At 61.8% G+C, this 22,100-nt stretch carries 17 protein-coding genes and 1 pseudogene; 8 read left to right on the top strand and 10 right to left on the bottom strand.

All coding sequences use genetic code 11. The annotated features are described in order from the left end of the window. Nucleotides 1-41: 41 nt before the first annotated feature. Complete coding sequence (locus HX812_RS28435; protein ID WP_038849594.1) at nucleotides 42-548, bottom strand: GAF domain-containing protein; 507 nt, start codon at nucleotides 546-548, stop codon at nucleotides 42-44. 52 nt (nucleotides 549-600) lie between these two features. After that, on the bottom strand, nucleotides 601-2,103 hold the full coding sequence (gene proP / locus HX812_RS28440; RefSeq protein ID WP_038849597.1) for a glycine betaine/L-proline transporter ProP: 1,503 nt from the start codon (nucleotides 2,101-2,103) through the stop codon (nucleotides 601-603). 153 nt (nucleotides 2,104-2,256) lie between these two features. Here proP and HX812_RS28445 point away from each other — a divergent pair, with 153 nt between their 5' ends. Then, nucleotides 2,257-2,787: a GNAT family N-acetyltransferase gene (locus HX812_RS28445; RefSeq protein ID WP_038849600.1), complete on the top strand. Its 531-nt coding sequence runs from the start codon at nucleotides 2,257-2,259 to the stop codon at nucleotides 2,785-2,787. Nucleotides 2,788-2,930: 143 nt separating this feature from the next. After that, a complete protein-coding gene (locus HX812_RS28450) occupies nucleotides 2,931-4,334 on the top strand; it encodes an MFS transporter (protein WP_033896592.1) in 1,404 nt (467 codons plus the stop codon). Between the two features lie 37 nt (nucleotides 4,335-4,371). Here HX812_RS28450 and HX812_RS28455 read toward each other — a convergent pair whose 3' ends face one another. The 3 genes from HX812_RS28455 to HX812_RS28465 form a co-directional block, all read right to left on the bottom strand. Next, complete coding sequence (locus HX812_RS28455) at nucleotides 4,372-5,292, bottom strand: helix-turn-helix domain-containing GNAT family N-acetyltransferase (RefSeq protein ID WP_038849603.1); 921 nt, start codon at nucleotides 5,290-5,292, stop codon at nucleotides 4,372-4,374. A gap of 70 nt (nucleotides 5,293-5,362) precedes the next feature. Next, entirely contained in the window at nucleotides 5,363-6,655 is a 1,293-nt protein-coding gene (locus HX812_RS28460; protein WP_033896589.1) for a sorbosone dehydrogenase family protein, read from the bottom strand. Further along, complete coding sequence (locus HX812_RS28465) at nucleotides 6,652-7,065, bottom strand: DUF2231 domain-containing protein (RefSeq protein ID WP_038849606.1); 414 nt, start codon at nucleotides 7,063-7,065, stop codon at nucleotides 6,652-6,654. The genes HX812_RS28460 and HX812_RS28465 overlap by 4 nt, the downstream gene beginning before the upstream one ends. Before the next feature lie 172 nt (nucleotides 7,066-7,237). On the opposite strand from HX812_RS28465, the gene HX812_RS28470 reads away from it, so the two are divergent. Further along, nucleotides 7,238-8,266 carry a UV damage endonuclease UvsE gene (locus tag HX812_RS28470; protein ID WP_038849608.1) on the top strand — a complete coding sequence of 343 codons (1,029 nt, stop codon included), beginning with the start codon at nucleotides 7,238-7,240 and terminating at the stop codon, nucleotides 8,264-8,266. A 6-nt stretch (nucleotides 8,267-8,272) separates the two neighbouring features. Here HX812_RS28470 and HX812_RS28475 read toward each other — a convergent pair whose 3' ends face one another. Then, nucleotides 8,273-9,223: a transporter gene (locus HX812_RS28475; protein ID WP_016979971.1), complete on the bottom strand. Its 951-nt coding sequence runs from the start codon at nucleotides 9,221-9,223 to the stop codon at nucleotides 8,273-8,275. 136 nt (nucleotides 9,224-9,359) lie between these two features. Between HX812_RS28475 and HX812_RS28480 the strand changes: the two genes are divergently transcribed. From HX812_RS28480 to HX812_RS28490, 3 genes are all read left to right on the top strand, one after another. Further along, nucleotides 9,360-10,136: a nucleotidyltransferase domain-containing protein gene (locus HX812_RS28480; protein WP_038849610.1), complete on the top strand. Its 777-nt coding sequence runs from the start codon at nucleotides 9,360-9,362 to the stop codon at nucleotides 10,134-10,136. 55 nt (nucleotides 10,137-10,191) lie between these two features. Continuing rightward, entirely contained in the window at nucleotides 10,192-11,094 is a 903-nt protein-coding gene (locus HX812_RS28485; protein WP_038849612.1) for a LysR family transcriptional regulator, read from the top strand. A 78-nt stretch (nucleotides 11,095-11,172) separates the two neighbouring features. Beyond that, nucleotides 11,173-11,967: an alpha/beta fold hydrolase gene (locus tag HX812_RS28490; protein WP_038849615.1), complete on the top strand. Its 795-nt coding sequence runs from the start codon at nucleotides 11,173-11,175 to the stop codon at nucleotides 11,965-11,967. On the opposite strand, the gene HX812_RS32510 is transcribed toward HX812_RS28490, so the two are convergent. From HX812_RS32510 to HX812_RS28500, 3 genes and pseudogenes are all read right to left on the bottom strand, one after another. Beyond that, nucleotides 11,957-12,724, bottom strand: coding sequence for a methyl-accepting chemotaxis protein (locus HX812_RS32510; protein WP_371317980.1), 768 nt, complete (start codon nucleotides 12,722-12,724; stop codon nucleotides 11,957-11,959). The genes HX812_RS28490 and HX812_RS32510 overlap by 11 nt on opposite strands. 87 nt (nucleotides 12,725-12,811) lie before the next feature. Next, nucleotides 12,812-13,906 (bottom strand): annotated as a pseudogene (locus tag HX812_RS32515) (cache domain-containing protein); the annotation flags it as partial. A gap of 139 nt (nucleotides 13,907-14,045) precedes the next feature. After that, a complete protein-coding gene (locus HX812_RS28500; protein ID WP_038849617.1) occupies nucleotides 14,046-18,020 on the bottom strand; it encodes a bifunctional nitrate reductase/sulfite reductase flavoprotein subunit alpha in 3,975 nt (1,324 codons plus the stop codon). A 587-nt stretch (nucleotides 18,021-18,607) separates the two neighbouring features. On the opposite strand from HX812_RS28500, the gene nirB reads away from it, so the two are divergent. Then, nucleotides 18,608-21,148, top strand: a complete 2,541-nt coding sequence (gene nirB, locus HX812_RS28505) for a nitrite reductase large subunit NirB (RefSeq protein ID WP_038849620.1) — start codon at nucleotides 18,608-18,610, stop codon at nucleotides 21,146-21,148. Further along, the gene (gene nirD, locus HX812_RS28510) at nucleotides 21,148-21,510 is read left to right on the top strand and encodes a nitrite reductase small subunit NirD (RefSeq protein ID WP_038849623.1); all 363 of its coding nucleotides are present in this window, start codon (nucleotides 21,148-21,150) and stop codon (nucleotides 21,508-21,510) included. The genes nirB and nirD overlap by 1 nt, the downstream gene beginning before the upstream one ends. A 52-nt stretch (nucleotides 21,511-21,562) precedes the next feature. On the opposite strand, the gene HX812_RS28515 is transcribed toward nirD, so the two are convergent. After that, entirely contained in the window at nucleotides 21,563-22,060 is a 498-nt protein-coding gene (locus tag HX812_RS28515) for a MarR family winged helix-turn-helix transcriptional regulator (RefSeq protein ID WP_038849624.1), read from the bottom strand. Between the last annotated feature and the right edge of the window lie 40 nt (nucleotides 22,061-22,100).

Consider the following 22,100-nt stretch of genomic DNA (forward strand, 5'->3'; position numbering starts at 1 on the left):
GTATCTCGTGTTATCGGCCGCGCGGGTCAGAAAATGAGTGCTTATGTATCGCCGGTCGTCGTCAAGTTTGCATAGAAAATACAGCCGATCAGCCGTGCAAACAGGCTGAGGGTTTCCGGCAGGTTGGGGTCGTCGAACAGCATGGCGCGCGAGTCCAGCGCGCACAGCGCACCGTACAAACGGCCGTCGGGCAGGAAGATCGGCGCTCCGGCGTAGCTTTCAATCTCGAACTGCTTGACCACCGGGCGCGTGGCAAAACGGCCGTTCTTGCTGATCTCGGGGATGAACAGGGCCTGGGGGTTGATGCAGAACTTGCTGCACAGCGTGGTTTCCAGGTCGAGTACATCGTGGACGTTGATGCCCATTTGCAGCGGGTCGTAGACCGAGCACACCACCCAATCCAGGTCGGTGAACTTGGCGATCCCGGCGAAGCGCATGCCGGTCAGGCGGGTGACCAGTTGCAGGATGCTGGTGGTGGCTTCGATTTCGGCGATGGCGGCGCGTTCATCTGCGCTGAGTAACGAGGCTGCGGTAACGCTTGGAACCATACGTGAACACTCCTATGGCGTGGCGGCCTCGGCCGCCACGCAGGGTCAGGGTTTAGTTGATACGGGGATGCTGCTCGACCAGGTTCTTGCGCTTGGCTTCCAGCTCGGCAATCTCGGCATCGATGTCTTCGATCTTCTGCTCGATATTGTCGTGATGTTCCTGCAACAACTCCTTGGCTTCTTCCATGTCCGACGCGGCCGGCGCTGCGCCGCGCAGGGGCTTGTTGGCGGTTTCCTTCATGGTCAGGCCGGTGATCAGGCCGACCACGGCAAACACCATCAGGTAGTAGGCGGGCATAAACAGGTCGTTGGTGCTTTCTACCAGCCAGGCCACGGCGGTCGGGGTCACGCCAGCGATCAGCACCGACACGTTGAACGCACTGGCCAACGCGCTGTAGCGCAGGTGCGTCGGGAACATGGCGGGCAACGTCGAAGCCATCACGCCGATGAAGAAGTTGAGGATCACGGCAAGGATCAGCAAGCCCGCGAAGATCAGGCCGATCTTGCCGCTGGTGATCAGCATGAACGCCGGGATGGACAGGAACAGCAGGCCGATACTACCGGCGATGATGAAGGGCTTACGGCCGATCTTATCGCTGATAAAACCAATGAACGGCTGCACGAACAGCATGCCGACCATGATCGCGATGATGATCAGCACGCCGCTGTTTTCTTTGTAGTGCAGGTTGTGCGACAGGTAGCTCGGCATGTAGGTGAGCAGCATGTAGTAGGTCACGTTGGTCGCCGCGACGATGCCGATGCAGGTCAGCAGGCTGCGCCAGTGCTTGGTCGCCACTTCCTTGAACGAAACTTTCGGGCCGTGGGTCAGGCCTTCGCGGTCGCCTTGCTCCATTTTGTCCATGTGCTGCTGGAAGGCTGGGGTTTCCTCCAACGCATGACGCAGGTACAGGCCGATAATGCCCAAGGGCAGAGCGAGGAAGAACGGCAGGCGCCAGCCCCATGACTCAAAGTCGGCCTCGCCCAAAATGCTTGAGATCAGCACCACCACGCCCGCGCCCAGCACGAAGCCGGCGATGGAACCGAAGTCCAGCCAACTGCCGAGGAAGCCGCGTTTGCGGTCCGGGGCGTATTCGGCGACGAAGATCGAAGCGCCGGTGTATTCACCGCCCACCGAGAAACCCTGGGCCATTTTGCACAGCAACAACAAAATCGGCGCCCAGATGCCAATCGAGGCGTAGGAGGGGATCAGGCCGATGGCAAAGGTGCTCAAGGACATGATCACGATGGTGGCGGCGAGGACCTTTTGCCGCCCGTATTTATCGCCCAGTGCGCCGAAGAACAGGCCACCCAGGGGACGGATCAGGAACGGCACCGAGAACGTACCGAGTGCAGCGATCATTTGTACGCTGGGCGAGGCGTCGGGGAAGAACACCTTGCCCAGCACATAGGCGACAAAACCGTAGACGCCAAAGTCGAACCACTCCATGGCATTACCCAGGGCGGCGGCGGTGATTGCCTTGCGCACCTTGGTGTCGTCGACGATGGTGATGTCTTTCAATCCGATGGGCTTGACGCTTTTCTTACGTAATTTCATGCGGGACACTCTAAAGCAGAACAGGGGAGGTGCCATCGTTGCGATGGCACCGCTCTGTCAGTTCAGATACAAGCGGACATGAAATAATTCACCACTATTTGTGTTTTTTTGCAGATGGCTTGAACTTTACAGATTCACAGGGGAGTAATTCGCATGTCCGCCGTCGCCTCACGTTTGACCTACCGCCGACCACACGCGAGTGACGTGCAGCGATTGTTCGCGATCTACGGCGATCCGCAGACCAATCTGTTCAACCCCGCCGGCCCCATGGCCAGCCTGGAGGTTGCGCAACGCCTGCTCGATCACTGGCTTGCACAGTGGGCATCCCAAGGCTACGGCTGGTGGGCGATCGCACGCGTCGAAGCGCCGGATCACATCATCGGCTTTGGTGGCATCGCGCCGATGGACTACCTGACCGACAGGCGCATAAATCTTGGATATCGGTTTGCGGTGGAAGCTTGGGGGCAGGGCTACGCCACCGAGTTGGGCCGTGATGCATTAACGCTGGCTTTCGAAACACTCGGCTTGCCCGAAGTGTTCGGATTGGTACGGCCGGATCACGCGGCATCCATCCGCGTGCTGGAAAAAATCGGCATGCAGCCTTTCGGTACGCTCGACGATGTGCCGGGTAAGGCACCCAGCTTGGTACTACGCGTTCGTCGTCCTACAACTGCTTTTGCCTGACATTTCACATACCCGCGCAATACCTCGATAAACGGCAATCTTTCAGATTGACAGCGTTCTGGCGTCCCGATATAAAAGCGACAGTTGTACGACGACATATGACGTTACATATGTCCTACCTAACAAAAATAAAAAGTGATGCCATGAACTTGAACGAGCCCATCAACGCACACCGCGTTGGCCAAGCGGTAGGCAACTATCGCTGGACCATCTGCGCGATGCTGTTTTTCGCGACCACCGTCAACTACCTTGATCGCCAGGTGCTCAGCTTGCTGGCGCCGCAGCTGTCTACGCAATTTGGCTGGAGCAACACCGACTACGCGAACATTGCGGCGGTCTTCCAGTTTGTCTACGCGATCTCCATGCTGTTTGCTGGGCGCTTTGTCGACAAGATCGGCACCAAGGCGGCCTATGTAGTGGCGATTGGCATTTGGTCCACGGGCGCCATCATGCATGCGTTCTCGGTGCCGATGGGCGAGGGCATCGCGGCCATCAGCGGGGCGATTGGCCTGGCGGTGATCCCGGTGTCGATTGCCGGTTTCATGCTGTCCCGTGCGGTACTGGCGATTGGCGAGGCAGGCAACTTCCCGATTGCGATCAAGGCGACCGCCGAATACTTCCCGAAGAAAGAGCGCTCGCTGGCCACCGGTATTTTCAACTCCGGCGCGAACGTGGGTGCGATCCTGGCGCCGATCTGCGTGCCGTTGATTGCCGGTTTGTGGGGGTGGGAAGCGGCGTTTATCGTGATTGGCGGGTTGGGTTTCGTGTGGGTGGCGGTGTGGATCGCGCTCTACAAGAAACCGGATGAGCAAAAACGCCTGTCGCCTGAAGAACTGGCGTATATCCGCAGCGACCAGACCGTGCAGCCCTTCACCCCGGCACCGGCCGGCGCCGTGGAGAAGAAAGTTTCGTGGTTCAAGCTGCTCACTTATCGCCAGACCTGGGCGTTTGCCTTCGGCAAGTTCATGACCGACGGCGTGTGGTGGTTCTTCCTGTTCTGGCTGCCCACTTACTTGTCGGCGCAATACGGCATGAAAGGCGCCGATATCGTCATGCCGCTGGCCGTGCTGTACAGCATGACCATGGTCGGCAGTATCGGCGGCGGCTGGTTCCCCAGCTACTTCATGGCACGCGGCGATGCGCCCTACGATGGCCGCATGAAAGCCATGCTGGTGATCGCGCTGTTCCCGCTGGTGGTGTTGCTGGCGCAGCCGTTGGGCTACATCAGCTTCTGGGTGCCGGTATTGCTGATCGGCGTGGGCGCCTCGGCGCACCAGGCGTGGTCATGCAACATCTTCACCACCGTGTCGGACATGTTCCCGCAGAAAACCGTGGCCTCGGTGGTGGGTATCGGCGGCATGGCCGGCGGCCTGGGTGGCGTGGTCATGACCAAGATCGGCGGTTGGGTGTTCGACTACTACAAATCCGTGGGCGACATCCACACCGGCTACATGATCATGTTCGCCATCTGCGCGCTGGCCTACCTGGTGGCCTGGAGCGTGATGAAGACGCTGGTGCCGCGTCACAAGGAAATCACTGACCTGTAAGGTCCAACGTCCCGCGCCGCAACGGCGCGGGACCGCTTCACAGCGTGAGCGCCCAGGTCTGGCTGACCAGGGATTTGCCGAAGCTGTCTATCGTTTCTTCCTCGATCAACTCGAACCCGGCTTTCTGATAAAGCCTGCGCGCATCGCTGAGGATGTCCACTGTCCACAGCTGCATGCGTTGGTAGCCGACCTGTCGGGCAAAACGTACGCACTCATCCACCAGCCGTTGGCCGATGCCCATGCCGCGCGCACTGGCGTCCACGTAGAGCATGCGCAGCTGGGCGGTGTTGTCGCCGTGGCGGATCACGAACACCGAGCCCACCACGTCGCCGTCCTTTTCTGCGATCCAGCAACGCTCGCAGGTTGGATCAAACGCTCTCAAGTACTTGGCGACCGTCTCCGCCACCAGCGCTTCGAACTCCCAGTTCCAGCCATATTCACGGGCATACAACGCGGTTTGTTGTTGCACCACCACACCCATGTCGCCCGGCTGTGGGTCGCGCAGCAGGTAGCTGGGCGCCGTGCCTTGCAGCAGCGCCTGGATGCGTTTCATGGCGTCGGTGAGTTGCCGCTGTTGGGGTTCCGGCAGGCTGTCGAGCAGGGCGATGACTTCGCTTTGGGTCTGCTGTTCCAGGGGCGCCAGCACTGCACGGCCATGGTCGGTGAGGTGCAGTTGCACCGCGCGGGCGTCGGTGGCGGAGCGGACTTTCTGGATCAGGCCCTTCTTTTCGAAACCACTGGTCAATCGGCTCAGGTAGCCCGCGTCGAGGCTGAGCATCTGGCACAGGTCGGCGCTGGTGAGGTCGCCACGGGTAGACAACTCGTACATCACGCGGATTTCGGTGAGCGAATAGTCGCTTTGCAGCAGGTGTTCCTGCAGCACGCCGATCTGGTGGGTATAGAAGCGATTGAAGCCGCGCACGATGCCGGCGCGTTCGACAAGCAGGGGAGTGGACATGCTGGAATGCTCGAATGGTTGCCTGAAGCAATTATATTGTTGCTTCAGGCAACCATGTCAAACACTTTGCTTAGCGGTTACGCGTCACCCGCCAAAGGGTATTGGCCAGGTCATCGGCAATGATCAGCGCACCTTTGGGGTCCACCGTCACACCGACCGGGCGCCCACGGGTCTTGCCGTCGTCACCCCGAAAGCCGGTGGCAAAGTCGATCGGCTCACCGGATGGCTTGCCATTGCTGAAGGGCACGAAGATCACCTTGTAGCCCACCGGGTTGTCGCGGTTCCAACTGCCGTGCTCACCGACAAACACGCCATCAGCGAACTGCTCGCCCATTTCGGGGATGGAGAAGTCCACGCCGAGCGCTGCCACATGGGAGCCCAGGCTGTAATCCGGCTTGATCGCGGCGGCGACCTTGGCCGGGTTCTGCGGCTGGGCGCGCGGGTCGACATTCTGGCCCCAGTAGCTGTACGGCCAGCCGTAGAACGCACCTTCACGCACCGAGGTCAGGTAGTCCGGCACCAGGTCGGGGCCCAGTTCGTCGCGTTCGTTGACCACGGTCCAGAGTTGGCCGGTGTCCGGTTGGATGGTCAGCGCCGTCGGGTTACGCAGGCCTGTGGCATACGGCTTGTGCGCGCCGGTGGCGGCGTCGATCTGCCAGACCATCGCGCGGTCGATCTCCACTTCCATGCCACGCTCGGTCACGTTGCTGTTGGAGCCGATACCCACGTAAAGCTGGCTGCCGTCGGCACTCACCGCCAGGGACTTGGTCCAGTGGTGGTTGATCTGCGCCGGCAGGTCGGTGACCTTGGTGGGCGGGCCAGCGGCCTTGGTCTGGCCGTCGGCGTAGTCGAAACTCACCAGCGCATCCTGGTTGGCCACGTAGAGCTTGCCGTTGGCAAACGCGAGGCCGTACGGCGCGTTGAGGTTGTCGGCGAACACCGTCTTGAGTTCATAGGTGCCGTCGCCGTCGGCGTCACGCAGCAAGGTCAGGCGGTTGCCGCCCTTGACCTTGGTGTTGCCCTCGGCCTTGATCAGGCTGGCGATCACATCCTTGGGTTTGAGCTTGGCCGCGCTGCCGCCACGGCCTTCGGCGACGAGGATGTCACCGTTGGGCAGCACCAGGGTCTGACGCGGGATCGCGAGGTCAGTGGCAATCGCCGTGACGCTGTAGCCTTGCGGCACCTTGGGTTTCTGATCGCCCCAGGGTGCGGGTTCGGCAATCTTCATACTCGGCAACAGGCTGCTTTGTTGCTCCGGCAGTTTGGGGTCGGGGCCACGGGCCTGGGTCTTGTCGCCTTCACCGCCGCAAGCGGTGAGCAGCAGGGCGGCGCTCAATAGCGTCAATGTGCTGGACGTTTTCATTTAACACCTCTCGCGCGCAGGCCGGTCCAAGTGGCCGCCAGTGTCAGCAGCAAGACAATCGCCGACAAGATCAGGCCGCCGGGCATCGACGCATAGGCGTCCTTGGCGTGTTGGAAGGCATTGACCAGGCCGAGTATCCAGGTGGCCAACAGCAGTAAGACATAACGCGTGGGTTGCCCGGCCTTGCGCTCGGCACGGAGCAGGTTGACCAGCGCAAACAAAAACGCGAAGCCGGCGAACACCAGCGCGCCGGCAATCAGCCAGGCCGAGAAGTTGGCCCATTGAATCTGGTAGGTCTGGGTGTAGGCAATGTCGCTGAGCAAGGCACCGAGAAACAACGGCACGGTGCCGGCGAGCAAGGTCGCATGCAGCGGCCCTGGGCCGTATCGGTAGACGGGAAGGGTAGTCATGGGGTGGCGGCTCCTTGTTGTATAACGCCCCTGGACGGGACAGCGCATAGGAAGTGAACGCGTCGCGTGTGAGAAAGTTCAGCGTGAAACGTTTCGAAATAGTGGGAACCCTCTAGGGCCGCCCCGGCCTAACGCCGTATCATCCCGTCCTTTTCTCTCGCCAGGCGCCTCCATGACTCAACCTCGCATCGGCTTTGCGTGCCAGTACAAACATCCTGAGCGCCTGCTGTCCGCCAGTGCCTTGAAGCTGATTGAAGGCCCGTTCAACCCACGCACCACCACATTGCGCTGGATGGACAGCGTCACCCCGCAAGTGGCCCGCGAAAAATTGGTGGAAGTGGTCACGCACAACCTGGCGGCCCAATTGCGCCTGCTGGCTTATGTGGCCGAGTTACCGCCGACCCTGCGCATGTTGCGTCTGAGCAGCGACCTGCTGCCTTTCTACAGCCACCCGAAAGTTGCCGCCGTGTACCAAGACCCGGCCATCGAGCGCCAGTTGGCGGAAGGGTTCGCCGCCATCGGCGAGTTGGCGCGTGCGTCGGATATCCGCCTGTCCTTCCACCCCGGCCAGTACTGCGTGCTGGGTTCGGAGAACCCCGGCGTGGTGGAAAACAGCCTGGCCGAGTTCGAATACCACGCCGACATGATCCGCATGATGGGCTACGGCCGTCGCTTCCAGGACCTCAAGTGCAACGTGCACATCGCCGGCCGCCTTGGCGTGGAAGGCACCCGCGCGGTGTGGTCGCGCCTGTCGGAGGTGGCGCGCAACTGCATCACCTTCGAGAACGACGAGAAAACCTACGGCCTCGACCATTGCCTGCAAGTCGCTGACCTGGCGCCAGTGGTGTTGGACATCCATCATTGCTGGATCAACGAAAACGACTATATCGACCCCCACTCGGAACGGGTCGCCCGCGTGATTGAAAGCTGGCGCGGCGTGCGCCCGACCATGCATTACTCCCAGCCCCAGGAAGTCTTGCAGGAACTGGGTTTCGACGCCGAGCACAAGTTGGAAATGGACGCGCTGTTGCAGGTGGTGTCCAAGCGTGACCTTTATGCCCACAGCGCCCAGATGTGGAACCGCTGGACCAACGACTACGCACTGCAGTTTCTCGATCGCTTCGACATCATGCTTGAAGCCAAGGACAAGAACGTCGCCGCTCTCGCGTTCTACGAACACTGGAAGCGGCACAGTGCCTGAGTCGCGTCAGCCTTTGCCAGACAGCGGAATGACCAGGGACAGCCACATGTTCCAGCCGTCCGGGCGGTTTTTGGCATCGAATTCGTAGTAGCCCTTGATATTGGCGTACCACAGTTCATCACCCACCTTGAAGAAGTGCCCCGCCTGGGGCCCGATTCCGGCCACGCGGGACTTGAAGTCCCCCAGCACCGCGCCGCTGCCACTGTCGCCGGTGACCTGACGGAAGTAATAACCCACCAGCCCGGCGTGGGTCTGTGCGGTAAAGAAGTGCGAGGCGCTGAGGTCGATGTGCGCGTCGATGCCGTTCTGGTAGTGGGTGTCGCGGTTTTCCCAGTTATAGGTCACGCCCGCCACGGCGGAGAACTCGTTGGTCTTGTCAAAAAAGGTGTAGCCACCGCCCGCGTCCAGGGCGGCATGGCCCAGGCCGATATTTACCAGGCGATCCGGGTCATAGGCGCCCACGGGTAGGTTGCCCATGGAATAAGCCATGAAGTTGTGCACGCCGTGGTTCCACTTCAGCGTTCCGAGCAGATACAGATCGCTGGCACCTTTGAGGGCATCGTTGGTACCGCCGGAAAACGAGCGCCCGCGTGGCCCGGTCACGGTGGCATCGACACTCGCCTCGGAACGCCCCACGGCCGCCACCGCCGAAATCGCCGCCTGGGCACCGCCCAATACCGGCGTGGCGAAGGTGTAGGTCGGGCTGGCAAACAACAGATCGGCCTTGGCATCCAGCCCCACCACCGTGCGCCCGCCGCGCGGGGTGGCTGAGTGCCGACCGTCGCTGGCATTCACATGGTAGTAAACCAGCGGCAGGCTCCAGCCCGGCGTGGTCGGCGCAGCGGCGAGGGCACCGAACTGGCCGGGCAGCCAGAAGCTGATACCGCCGTCGTCGGCCTGCGCCATCGCGATGGGCAGCAGGGTGAGCAGGCTTAAAACGCGGGTCGTTGGGTTCATAGGACTTCCTATCCAATTGGCCATACTGTGCGTGCTGTCAGGGGCCGCTTGAGCATAGTCCAAGGATTGAAGGTCGTTGCGCCGTCAGCCCCTTGCCCGTCATGCTTGCCGGTCTGACTCAAGGAAACAGTGCCCCGTGAATTCATCGCAACCTACTGGTGTCGACGCCCAAGGATGTGTCCTGGCCGTGACCGATTTGCCCCTGCAGCCTGAGTTCCAGCCGTTGCTCAGCGATGTTTGCGCCACCCTTTCACCGGCGCAGTGGGGGCTGGACGGCATTTATGTGTATGGCAGTGTCGCCAGGGCGGAGGCCATTTCCGGTGAATCCGACCTGGATCTCACGCTGGTATTTCGTGAACCGCCTCAACCTGAATTGCTTGAACAGCTGGAACTGACGCGCCTGTCCCTGGAACAGCGGCATCCGGAAGTGACGAAGATCGACTTCGATATCGGTCATTGCGCGCAGGTGCTGTCACCCGAGAACAAAGATCGCTGGGGTTTCTGGCTCAAACACCATTGCCGTGGTGTGTGGGGCAATGATCTTTCGGCGTGTTTCGACGCGTTCCGCCCATCCCGTGAGATTGCCTGGGCGCTGAACGGTGACTTTGAAGCGGTGCTCAAGGGCTATCTCTTGCGCATCGACCAGGCCCGGACTGACGAAGCGCGGCTGCGTTTGCAGCGTGAAGCATCGCGCAAGCTGGTGCGCTCAACGCAGCTGTTTTGCCCGGTGCAGGCTTTGATCTGGCCGCAATCGCTTGAGGACCACGTCAAGCTGTTCCTTCAGCATTACCCGGCGATGGTTGCCCAACTCGCGTTCTTTTTGTTCGAGGCGCGAAACCCCAGCGCGGAGGGCGAGAAATTCTCCGCTCGACTTCAAGCCTTTCTCGACTGGATGGTTTCCCAACAAAAATAGATAGGTATATTGGCGCTAAACTGCTGATTGCATACGCCAAGCCTATGGAAACGCCATGATCAACTTCCGCCTTATCCGCCACCTCTGGCTGTTCCTCGCCGTTGCCGAAGAGCAGAACTTCGGCCGCGCCGCCAAGCGCCTGGGCATGTCGCAGCCGCCGTTGAGCGAGCAGATCCAGGTGCTGGAACACGCGCTCAAGGTCCAGCTGTTCGAACGCTCCCGGCGGGGCGCCAAGTTGACCCCGGTGGGCGCGGCGATCCTGCCAGCGGTGCGCAAGTTCGCCGAGCAACTGGAGCGCCTGGAACTGGCGGTGGAAGAGGCGGTAGCGGGGCAGTCGGGCATGCTGACCATCGGCGCGATTTCAACGGCAATGTTTGATGTGTTGCCAGGCCTGATCGATCAACTCAAGCAGCAGTATCCGCACCTCACCGTTTCGGTGCGCGAGATCGACAGCGTCGAGGCGCTGCCGGCGCTGGAAGCCGGGGATATCGACCTGGCCTTCGCCCGGCTGGACGGCGACCTAGGCCCGGCGATCCAGTCGTTGCCGGTGCGCGAAGATCGCTTGATGGTGGCTTTGCCAAGCGATCATCCGTTGGCCGCACGTTCGCGCATCAGCCTGTCGAGCCTGGCCAGCGAGCCGCTGGTGATGTTTTCGCGCAAGGTCAGCCCGGTGTATTTCGACAACCTGATCGCCACCTGCCGCGCCAGCGGGTTCTCGCCACGGGTGCTGCATGAAGTGCGCTCGGTAGCCTCGCAGATTGCGTTCGTCAGCTGTGGCCAGGGTATTGCGCTGGTGCCGGCGTCGCTGAAGAAGCTCGCGCCGGACAACGTGGTACTACGGCCGCTGACCCAGAAACTCAATGTGGTCACCACGGCGGTGGCCTGGAACAGTGAGCGGCCTAATCCCTTGGTGACCGAGTTGGTCGCGCAGTTCCAGGCTCATACGATTGGCGTATGAAAACCTTACGCGATCGGTCATTTACACCCTCGCGGCTAACCGCTGAAATTGGCACCTTTTCGGCCAAGGAACTCTTGCATGTCGTTCGTTCATTCCTTCATTCCACTGACCGTAGACGGCACCGCTGTGGAGATAGCGGCGATCCACCGCGACGGCGAGCGGGCGCCCATCCTGTTCCTGCACGGGTTCGGCTCGACCAAGGAGGACTACGCCGACATCGTCCTGCACCCGGCGTTCGACGGGCATGCCTTTATCGCCTACGACGCTCCCGGCTGCGGTGAGAGCCAATGCGCCGACCTGGCGAGCATCAATATCCCGTTCCTGCTGGAAACCGCCTTGCAGGTGCTGACGCATTACAAGGTCGAACGCTTCCACCTGGTCGGCCACTCCATGGGCGGCCTGACTGCCTTGATGCTGGCCCATCATTTTCCGGATCGCGTGCTGAGTTTTACCGACATTGAAGGCAATATCGCCCCCGAAGACTGTTTTCTCAGCCGCCAGATCGTGAATTACCCGGCAGAGGATCCCGAGGCGTTTTTCAGCGCGTTCATCGCGCGCACTCGCCAGGCACCCGCGTATGCCAGCGCGCTTTACTCGGCAAGCCTGCGCCACAAGGTGCGTGCCGGTGCCGTGCGCGGGATCTTCCAGTCGATGGTCGAACTCTCTGATAACGCCGACCTGATGGGCAAGTTCCTCGGGCTGCCGTGCCCCAAGATGTTCATGTACGGCGAGCAGAACGACGGGCTGTCCTACCTGGCGCACATCCAGGCCAACGGCGTGCGCCTGGCACCGATTGCCCAGTGTGGGCATTTCCCGATGTACTCCAACCCGCTCGCGATGTGGCAGGCAATCGCCGACTTCCTCAGGACTTGAACCGCCCCACCAGTCCATTCAATTCATCCGACAGGTTCGACAGCCGCCCCGAATCGTCCTGCGCCGAGTTGGCCAGACTTTCCACCAGGCGCGCCTCGTCGTAGATCTGTTGGATATGCCGGTTGATCTCTTCGGCCACGCTGTGTTGTTCCTCGGCGGCGGCGGAGATTTGCAGGTTCTGGTCACGGATCTCGTTGACCGAGGTCTGGATCCCTTCAAAGCTGTCCCGCGCGTTTTCGATGGACGACACACTGGCCTTCGACAGGTCCAGGCAACTGCCCATTTTCTGCGTGACTTCCTGGGTCTTGTTTTCCAGGGTGCCGAGCAGTTGCTCTATCTCGCCAGTGGAGTCGGACGTGCGCTTGGCCAGTGCGCGCACTTCGTCGGCCACCACCGCAAAACCACGGCCCTGGTCACCGGCACGGGCGGCTTCGATGGCGGCGTTGAGCGCCAGCAGGTTGGTTTGCTCGGCAATCGCGCGGATGGTGCCAAGGATCTGGTTGATGCTGCGGCTGCCGGCCTCCAGTTCGACCATGGCCTGGGATGACTCGGCCAGGCGGCGCCCCAGGCGGTTGACGTTGTCGGTGGTGACTTCGATCTGCTGCTTGCCCTCGGCTACGCGACGGTGCCCGTTCTCGGCGGATTGCGCCGCGCCGCTGCAGGAGCGTGCGACTTCGTTGGCGGTGGCGACCATTTCGTTGAACGCCGTAGAGACCAGCTCGACCGCCTCACGCTGGCGTCCGGCCGCCTCGTTCATGTTGTGCGCCACCTCGCTGTTGACCTTGGAGGCGTTCTGCAAATTGGCCGAGGCTGCGCCGATGTGCTGGATCAGTTGGCGGATCGCCGCAAGGAACTTGTTGAACCAGCCGGCCAGTTCGGCGGTTTCATCCTTGCCCTGGACCTGCAGTTCGTGGCGCAAGTCGCCTTCGCCCTGGGCAATGGACTGCAAGCCGGTGCTGACCTGGCCGATAGGCTTGACGATGACCTTGGAGAACGCCGCCGCGATCAGCCCGAAGATCAGCACCAGCACCGCGACGATGATGGCGGTGAGGTAGGTCATGCGCGTGGCTTCGGCCATCACCTCACGATGTTCGATCAGGCCGATATAGCGCCAGCCGAGGCCGGGGGAGGTCCACACGTTGGCCATGTAGCGCACGCCGTCGATCACCACTTCAGTGGAGCCCTGTGCGGTGTCGGCCAACTGTGCATAGGCTGTGCCCAGGTCCTTGAGCGGCTTGAAGTTGTGGGCGGCGTTGCGCGGATCCACCAGCACCACGCCGTCCTCGACCAGCATCACGTAGCCGCTTTCGCCCAGCTTGATGCTCTTGAGCAGTTCGGTGAGGTTTTTCAGCGAGACGCTGACCACGAACACGCCCTTGGCCTTGCCGTTTTCCAGCAATGCGCGTGCGGTGCCCACCAGGGCGACGTCGTCTTTGTCGTAGTAATACGCGGGGGTGCGCACGGTCTTGCCGGGGCTGGCCATGGCCGCTTTGTACCAGGGGCGGGTGCGCGGGTCGTACTTGGCCAGTTGCGGGTCATCCGGCCATTTGGCGTAGGTGCCGTCTTCCAGGCCGATGGACAGGATCGCCGCCGCCGGGTGTGTGGCGCCAAAGCGCGCGAAGCGATCGATCACTGCTTGCGCCTCGGCGGGCATGGGCTGGCTGGCGGCGTCGGCAGGCTGGTAATTCTTCAGTGTGCTCACGGACGTGTATACAGAATCGGTGGCCATTTGATCGACGTTTTGCAAGGTGCCGTCGAAGAACTGGCGGATGTTGCCATCAATCTGACGGATTTCCCGGGTGCTGCCGTCGATGAACTGATCCACCGCCTGGGTCCGCGTGTTCATGACAGAAATCAAGGCCACCAGGCTTACCGGGATGAATGCAACGGAGACAAATGCGAGTACCAGCTTATTTTTTATTTTCATCGAGACGACCATCAGCGTGAAGGGCGGCCAAATCGTCGCGTACCTCAATCAGGACTGCGGCGATTTGCTATCACTGCTGTTTCGGCCCGGCCTCGATAAATCTTTAGGGTTTTTTGTACACAATACAAAGTGCTTATTGTTCTGTATCCAATCAATACACATCACGCAGATAACGCTTCTGCTCACTTAACTGCCGCCAGTACTCCACGGCACCCTCGACGCCAAGCCCGCCGTGGGTTTGCGCGACTTGGCGCAGGGCCTGGTCGACATCTTTGGCCATGTGGCTGGCGTCACCGCAGATGTACAGCTTGGCGCCATCCTGCAACCAGCGCCACAGCTCGGCCCCCTGTTCGCGAATGCGGTCCTGCACGTAGACCTTTTGCGCCTGGTCGCGCGAGAACGCCAGGCTCAAGTGGTTGAGCAGGCCGTCGCGCTGCATGCCTTGCAGTTCGTCCTGATAGTAGAAATCGCTTGCGGCGTGCTGTTCGCCGAAGAATAGCCAGTTGCGCCCCTGATGACCCAGTGCGCGACGTTCCTGCAAGAACGCGCGAAAGGGCGCGATACCGGTGCCGGGCCCGATCATGATCATCGGCACGTCGCCGTCAGTGGGCGTGCGGAAGTGTTTGGACGGCTGGATGAACAACGGCACCTCGCCGTCGCCGACCCGGTCAGCCAGGAAGGTCGAGGACACGCCTTTACGTTTGCCGTAACGCACGGCGGCCACGGTGAGGTGCACTTCCTGCGGATACGCCTTGGCGCTGGACGCGATTGAATACAGGCGCGGTTGCAGGCGCTTGAGGGTGCCCAGCAGTTCATCCGCCGAACACTCGATGGGGTATTCCAGCAACACATCCGCCAGTTGCCGGCCCCAGAGCCAGTCATTCAGTTCGGCCTTGTGTTCGGGGTTGAGCAAGTGCTTGAGGCCAGGGTTGGCGCTGCGCTCGGCGATGAACGCCAGGGTGTCGCTGCTGGGCCGGGCGATTTCGAAGTGCTGGGTCAGGGCCTGTTGCAGCGGCACATTGCCGAAGGTGTCGATGTTTACGCTGGTATGGGCGTTCAGGCGGGTGAGGTCGAGCAATTCGCCGACCAGTTCGGGGCAGTTGCGCGGCCGCACGCCCAGCGCATCACCGGCTTCATAGGTCAGCCCGGAGTCGGTCAGGTCGAGGGCGAACTGGCGGGTTTCCTTGTGGACGCTGTGCGGGTTCAGGTGTCGGTTGAGCAGCAGGCGTGAGCCATACAGTTTGGTTTTACCGGCGGGGGTGGCGGGCGCGACGGGCTTTGCCGGGGCCAGGGTTTGCTGGAAACGCAGCAGCCAGGCGTCGGCCAGTGCTTCGAATTCGGTATCGCAGTCGACGCGTTCCAGCAGGCGGGTGGCGCCCAGTTCCAACAGGCGTTGGTCGAGTTGTTTGCCGTGGTTGCAGAACTGCTCGTAGTTCGGGTCGCCCAGGGCTAGCACCGCGAAGCGCAAGGACTCCAGGCGCGTCTCGGCGGTGCTGAGGCTGTGCCAGAACCCTTCGCCATTGTCCGGTGGATCGCCGTCGCCAAAGGTGCTGCTGATCAGCGCCAGAGTGTGGGTGCTTGCCAGTTTGCTCGCCGGGAAATCCGCCATCGCGCTCAGTTCCACGGTAATGCCTGCGTCGCGCAGGCGCTGGGCAAAACGTTCGGCCAAGGCTTCGGCGTTGCCGGTTTGCGAGGCCCACAACAAGGTGACGGCTGGGGAGGGCGCTGCGAGGGATTGCGTATGGCTGAACAAACCGCCGAGCAAACCGTTCAGCCACAGCCGTGACGCATCGGCCAGCGGTGCATTGGCGGGCAGGGTCGGCACGCCGAGGGCCTGGCGTGCGGCGTTGGACTGCAAGCCGCTGAGGAAGCCGGCGAGGTAGGTGCGCTCAGGCTCGCTCAGGGATGGCGCGGGTAGGTTGCGGATGCCGGCGATTTCGGCGAAGGCGTCGAGGCGCGACATGGGAGTGTCCTCTGCTAAGGGGGAAGGGCGGTCGAGAAACTGGTGGTCGATCAGCTCGACGCGGGCCAGGGCGACGGCGCAATGCTTGAACTCCGGCTGCAAGGAGATCGGGTCTACCGCGTCGTTGGTCACGGCGTTGATGGCCAGGTGTTCGCCGAACACATCGTTCCAATGGAACGGCGCAAAGCAGTTGCCTGGCCGTACACGGTCGGTGACCACGGCGGGCAGCACGGCGCGGCCGCGCTGGGAGCGTATCTCGACCTGATCCTTGTTTTTGATGCCCAGCATTGCTGCGTCTTCGGGGTGTAATTCCACGAAGGGGCCGGGGTTGAGCTTGTTCAGGGTGGCGACCTTGCCGGTCTTGGTCAGGGTGTGCCATTGGTGCTGCACGCGGCCGGTGTTGAGCACGAAGGGGAACACGTCATCGGGCATCTCTGCGGGCGACATATGCGGGCGGGCGAAGAACTGGGCTTTGCCGTTTTCGGTGGCGAAGGCGAGGGTGCCTGTGCCCAGGTAGCGAATCGGGTTGCGGTCCGCGCCGTCCTCCGATGCGCAGGGCCATTGCAGCGGTTTCTCACGCAGTCGCGGGTAGCTTGCGCCACGAATGTCGTAGCCGGTCTTGGGGTTCCAGGCACGTTTGATTTCATCAAATACGTCGGCGGCGGATGCATAGGAGAACGCATCGGCAAAGCCCATTTCACACGCGACCCTGGCGATGATCTGCCAGTCGGGCAGGGTCTCGCCGGGTGCGTCGACGGCTTTTTGCATCAAGGTCAGGTTGCGCTCGGAGTTGATCATCACCCCTTCGGCCTCGGCCCACAGCGCGCCGGGCAACAGGATGTCGGCGTAGCGATTGGTCTCGGTGTCGAGGAAGGCATCCTGGGTGATCACCAGCTCGGCAGTTTGCAGGCCTTTGATCACGGTCTGGCGGTTGGGCACGCTGGCGACCGGGTTGGTGCAGATGATCCAGCAGGCCTTGATCTGCCCGGCGGCCATCTGCTCGAACATCGCCACGGTGCCGCTGCCAGCCTGGCGCGGAAGGCTGTCGTGGGGGATCTGCCACAGGTCTTCGATAAAGGCGCGGTCGGCCTCGACCAACACCGAACGTTGCCCTGGCAGCCCAGGGCCCATGTAGCCCATTTCGCGCCCGCCCATGGCATTGGGTTGACCCGTGAGGGAAAACGGCCCGCTGCCCGGACGGCAAATGGCGCCCGTCGCCAGGTGCAGGTTGCACAGGGCGTTGGTGTGCCAGGTGCCGTGGGTGCTCTGGTTGAGGCCCATGGTCCAGCAGCTCATCCACTCGGCGGCCTGGCCGATCCAGTCGGCGGCTTGGCGGATATCGGCTTCGGCCAGGCCGGTGATGGCGGCGACGTGCTCTGGCGGATAGTCCTCGAGGAATTCCGGCATCGCCTCCCAGCCGTCGGTGAAGGCGGCGATAAAGGCAGGGTCGGTGTGGCCGTTTTTCACCAGCAGGTGCAGCAGGCCGTTGAGCAACGCCAGGTCGGTGCCGGGTTTGATCGGCAGGAACAGGTTGGCCTTGTCCGCCGTGGCGCTGCGCCGGGGGTCGACCACGATCAGCTTCGCCCCGGCCTTGACCCGGTCCATCATGCGCAGGAACAAGATGGGGTGACAGTCAGCCATGTTTGCGCCGATCACAAAGAACAGGTCGGCGCGATCGAAGTCTTCATAGGACCCTGGCGGGCCGTCGGAGCCGAGGGAGAGTTTGTAGCCACTGCCGGCGCTGGCCATGCACAACCGAGAGTTGGACTCGATGTTGGCAGTGCGGACAAAGCCCTTGGCCAATTTGTTGATCAGGTACTGGGATTCCAGCGACATCTGGCCTGACACGTAGAACGCCAAGGCGTCCGGGCCGTGGGTGTCGAGGGTGTGACGCAGGCGGTGCGCGGTTTCGCGGATGGCGTTGTCCATGCCGATACGCACCGGGTCATGCTCGCGGGCCTGGCGTACATAGGCGTTTTCCATGCGCCCGGAGTCGGCGATGGCCTGCCCGCAGGTGGTGCCCTTGGTGCACAGGCGACCGAAGTTGGTGGGATGGGCCTTGTCGCCGATCACCTTGACCACTTTATTGTCTTGCACCTGCATGACGATGCCGCAGCCCACGCCACAATAAGGACACACGCTGCGTATGCTTTGGTTGGCCATCTGAAACCTGCGTAAACAAAAAAGGCGCCTTGCAACCCTCCGTTCAGAACGGGGATTACACGGCGCCTTTGTCGTGAGAGGGCAGTCAGCGTTGACTGCTTGGTTGGAGTGTTCCTAGCAAGTCACGCGCCAGGTTTTTCACGGCGGGGTTTGTTGGGTGAACTGGCCGTTTTTGTGGTGAGCGGGCTTGCCCCGCGCTGGGCTGCGCAGCAGCCCTCTTGAGACCGAGGTGCCCTCGGCGCGGGGCAAGCCCGCTCACCACAGGAAACTATTCATTCATGGAGAGCTATGCACTTTTATGACGCGAGATGCACCAGTTGGAGGCGCTGGAGGGGGGCTTGGCATTGTCGACTCACCTGTTGAGGCGCGAACACAGGCCTTGCATCCGGTTGGCACAGACCCTGCAAGCTCCCCCTCAACCCACTTCGGTCAACGACGATCGACACCAGGGTCATATAGCGGTGAATCCGGCGCAGTCGCCCGATCCGAACCCGCATAAGAACAGGCAAAGACGCCTGGAACCGCAAGGTTTCAGGCGTTTTTTTTTGCTTTTTTAAAACCGTGATGAGCTTTGTCGGGTGCTTACTATGAACCATTTCAAAACCTTGATCGTCGTCGGCAATGGCATGGTCGGCCACCACTGTGTGGCGCAATTGATCGAGCGCGGCGCGCTGGATCAATACCGTTTGCATGTGTTCAGCGAAGAGCCGATGCGCGCCTATGACCGGGTGCACCTGTCTGAATACTTCACCGGCCGCGATGCCGAGTCGCTGGCCCTGTCCGACGCCTCGCTGTACCAGACGCCAGGTGTGACCCTGCACCTCGGCGTACCGGTGCTGGAGATCGACCGCGCGCGCTGCGAAGTGATTACCGCCGACGGCTGCGTCGCCTATGACAAGCTGGTGTTGGCCACCGGTTCCTATCCGTTCGTGCCGCCTATCGAAGGAGCCGAAGGCGATTCGCGGTTGGTATATCGCACCCTTGAAGACCTGGACGCGATTCGTAAGGCTGCCGCTAATGCGAAACGCGGCGTGGTAGTGGGCGGTGGACTGTTGGGCCTGGAAGCCGCCAACGCCCTGAAAAGCCTAGGCCTCGAGGCCCATGTGGTGGAGTTCGCGCCGCGCTTGATGCCGGTGCAACTCGACGACTTTGGCGGCCTGGCGCTCAAGGCGCAGATCGAACGGCTGGGCGTGGGCGTGCATTTGTCGCGCGCCACCCAATCCATCAGCGCGGGCGAGCAGTACCGCTACCGTATGAATTTTGCCAATGACGAGTTCCTTGAAACCGACCTGATCGTGTTCTCCGCCGGTATTCGCGCCCAGGATGCACTGGCCCGCCAGGCCGGCCTGGACATCGGCCCGCGCGGCGGTGTGGTGATCAATGACGAATGCCTGAGCATCGACCCGAACATCTACGCGATTGGCGAATGCGCGTCCTGGAACGGCAGCCTGTTCGGCCTGGTCGCGCCGGGTTACCAGATGGCCCGTCGGGTTGCCGCGTTGTTGTGCGCGCAAACCGCCGAACCGTTTGTGGGCGCCGACATGTCGACCAAACTCAAGTTGCTCGGCGTCGACGTGGGCTCCATCGGTGACGCCCATGCCCACACGCCGGGCGCGCGCAGCTACCAGTTCATCGACGAAGCCAGCGCCAGCTATCGGCGCCTGGTGGTGGATGCCTCGGGCAAGCACGTGATTGGCGCGGTGTTGGTGGGCGACAACAGCTACTACGACACGCTGCTGCAATACATGCAAAACAGCATCACGCTGCCGTCCGAACCGGCCAGCCTGATCCTGCCATCCTCCAGCGGCGCCCCGACCCTCGGCCCCGGCGCCTTGCCGGAATCGGCCACCGTCTGCTCCTGCCACAACGTGACCAAAGGTGCGATCTGCTCGGCCATCGACGGCGGCTGCAGCGACCTCGGCCTGCTCAAAGCCCAGACCAAGGCCTGCACCGGTTGCGGCGGCTGCGCCGGTTTGCTGAAACAGGTGTTCGAGCATGAGCTGATCGCCCGTGGCGTCAGCGTCGACAAAAGCCTGTGCGAACACTTCGCCTTCACCCGTCAAGAGTTGTACGCCCTGGTGCGCGTCGAAGGCATCCTCACCTTTGACGAACTGCTGGCCAAACACGGCCGTGGTCACACCGGCTGCGACGTGTGCAAGCCGGCGGTGGGCTCGATCCTGGCGTCGTGCTGGAACCAGCCGATCATGGACGCGTCGCTGGTGCCGTTGCAGGACACCAACGATACGTTCATGGCCAACATGCAGAAGAACGGCACCTACTCGGTGGTGCCGCGTATTCCTGGGGGTGAGATCACTGCGGATAAGCTGATTGTGATCGGCGAGGTGGCGAAGAAATACGACCTCTATACCAAGATCACCGGCGGCCAGCGCATCGACCTGTTTGGTGCGCAACTGCATGAACTGCCGGATATCTGGAGCGAACTGATCGCCGCCGGGTTTGAAACCGGGCACGCCTACGGCAAATCCACGCGTACGGTGAAGTCCTGCGTGGGCAGCACCTGGTGCCGTTACGGCGTGCAGGACAGCGTGAAAATGGCGCTGTTGATCGAGGATCGCTACAAGGGCCTGCGCTCGCCGCACAAGCTCAAGTTCGCAGTGTCCGGCTGTACCCGCGAATGCGCCGAAGCCCAGAGCAAGGACGTCGGCGTGATCGCCACCGAGAAGGGCTGGAACCTCTACATCGCCGGCAACGGCGGCATGCGCCCACGCCATGCGGAGCTGTTCGCCACTGACCTGGATGACGCCACGCTGATCCGCTACATCGACCGCTTCCTGATGTTCTACATCCGCACCGCCGACAAGCTGCAACGCACCTCGGTCTGGCGCGAAAGCCTCGAAGGCGGCCTGGACTTCCTCAAGGACGTGATCCTGCACGACAGCCTGGGCCTCGGCGCAGAGCTGGAAGCGCAGATGCAACTGGTGGTCGACCGCTACGAATGCGAATGGGCCAACGCCCTCGCAGATCCGGAAAAACTCAAGCGCTTTCGCACCTTCGTCAACGACAAACGCCCCGACCCGGACATCCACTTCGTCCAGGAACGCGGCCAACGCCGGCCGATCATGGCCGCCGAACTCAACCTGATTCCCGTCACCGAGGAGATTGCCTGATGAGCCAAGCCAACCCGCAATGCAACCTGGACACCTGGAAAGGTGTGTGCAACGAGACCGACCTGGTGAGCAATTCCGGCGTGGTGGTGTGGCTGGACGGCGCGCAAGTGGCGCTGTTCTACCTGCCGGGTGCGCAGGACCAGACGTTGTTCGCCATCGACAACCACGACCCGGAATCCGGCGCGAATGTGATCGGGCGTGGCTTGATCGGTAGCATCAAGGGTGACCTGGTGGTGGCGGCGCCGATCTACAAACAGCATTACCGCCTGGAGGATGGGCAGTGCCTGGAGGCACCTGATCAGAGGCTGCGGGTTTGGCCGGTGCGGTTGAATGCTGGGGTGGTGGAATTGGCAGTGGATTGATGCTGTGTGGCAAGCGGGCTTGCCCCGCTCGCCACAGGAAACGTGCATGGCCTTAGGAAATGCCCTTCGTCGCACGCACCGAGTCATCCTTGATATCCTCGGCAAACTTGCGCATCAGCCGCACCAGATTGTCGAAGTCGCCTTCATCCCAGGTGGAGAAGATCGACACACCGATCCTCTCCCGCGCGTCGTCGACGCGGTCAGTCATGGCTTTGCCTTTCTCGGTAATCACCGACTCGCGTACGCGGCGGTCGACTGCGCTTGCCTGGCGCAGAACCAAGCCCAGGCTTTCCAGCTTCGCCACCTGCCGGCTCACGGTGGTGTAGTCACGGCCCACGCGGTCAGCCAGTTCGACTACGCCGATCGGCCCCAACCTTTCCACCAGCACCAGCAGCGGAAACAGGGCGCGATCCAGTGAAATTCCGGCTTCGCGCACCATCGCTTCGTCGCGCTGCGGGCGGTTCATCACCCCCACGATCTCAACCAATGAACCATGCAGGTCACGCAGTTGGGCGGATATATGTGCGTTTTGCACATTTTTAATTGACACGGTGTTCGCCTCTCTTAATATGTGCGTATTGCACATATAG

This window comes from Pseudomonas sp. IPO3749, assembly GCF_013386605.1.
Taxonomy (GTDB): domain Bacteria; phylum Pseudomonadota; class Gammaproteobacteria; order Pseudomonadales; family Pseudomonadaceae; genus Aquipseudomonas; species Aquipseudomonas azotoformans_A.

What these genes read in the sequence shown, in the direction of transcription:
- HX812_RS28455 (WP_038849603.1), bottom strand. Translation starts at nt 5,292, where the DNA reads ATGTCCACTCCCCTGCTTGTCGAACGCGCCGGCATCGTGCGCGGCTTC.
- HX812_RS32510 (WP_371317980.1), bottom strand. Translation starts at nt 12,724, where the DNA reads ATGAACGAGGCGGCCGGACGCCAGCGTGAGGCGGTCGAGCTGGTCTCT.
- HX812_RS28460 (WP_033896589.1), bottom strand. Translation starts at nt 6,655, where the DNA reads ATGAAAACGTCCAGCACATTGACGCTATTGAGCGCCGCCCTGCTGCTC.
- HX812_RS28500 (WP_038849617.1), bottom strand. Translation starts at nt 18,020, where the DNA reads ATGGCCAACCAAAGCATACGCAGCGTGTGTCCTTATTGTGGCGTGGGC.
- HX812_RS28445 (WP_038849600.1), top strand. Translation starts at nt 2,257, where the DNA reads ATGTCCGCCGTCGCCTCACGTTTGACCTACCGCCGACCACACGCGAGT.
- proP (WP_038849597.1), bottom strand. Translation starts at nt 2,103, where the DNA reads ATGAAATTACGTAAGAAAAGCGTCAAGCCCATCGGATTGAAAGACATC.
- nirB (WP_038849620.1), top strand. Translation starts at nt 18,608, where the DNA reads ATGAACCATTTCAAAACCTTGATCGTCGTCGGCAATGGCATGGTCGGC.
- HX812_RS28485 (WP_038849612.1), top strand. Translation starts at nt 10,192, where the DNA reads ATGATCAACTTCCGCCTTATCCGCCACCTCTGGCTGTTCCTCGCCGTT.
- HX812_RS28435 (WP_038849594.1), bottom strand. Translation starts at nt 548, where the DNA reads ATGGTTCCAAGCGTTACCGCAGCCTCGTTACTCAGCGCAGATGAACGC.
- HX812_RS28475 (WP_016979971.1), bottom strand. Translation starts at nt 9,223, where the DNA reads ATGAACCCAACGACCCGCGTTTTAAGCCTGCTCACCCTGCTGCCCATC.
- nirD (WP_038849623.1), top strand. Translation starts at nt 21,148, where the DNA reads ATGAGCCAAGCCAACCCGCAATGCAACCTGGACACCTGGAAAGGTGTG.
- HX812_RS28490 (WP_038849615.1), top strand. Translation starts at nt 11,173, where the DNA reads ATGTCGTTCGTTCATTCCTTCATTCCACTGACCGTAGACGGCACCGCT.
- HX812_RS28450 (WP_033896592.1), top strand. Translation starts at nt 2,931, where the DNA reads ATGAACTTGAACGAGCCCATCAACGCACACCGCGTTGGCCAAGCGGTA.
- HX812_RS28470 (WP_038849608.1), top strand. Translation starts at nt 7,238, where the DNA reads ATGACTCAACCTCGCATCGGCTTTGCGTGCCAGTACAAACATCCTGAG.
- HX812_RS28465 (WP_038849606.1), bottom strand. Translation starts at nt 7,065, where the DNA reads ATGACTACCCTTCCCGTCTACCGATACGGCCCAGGGCCGCTGCATGCG.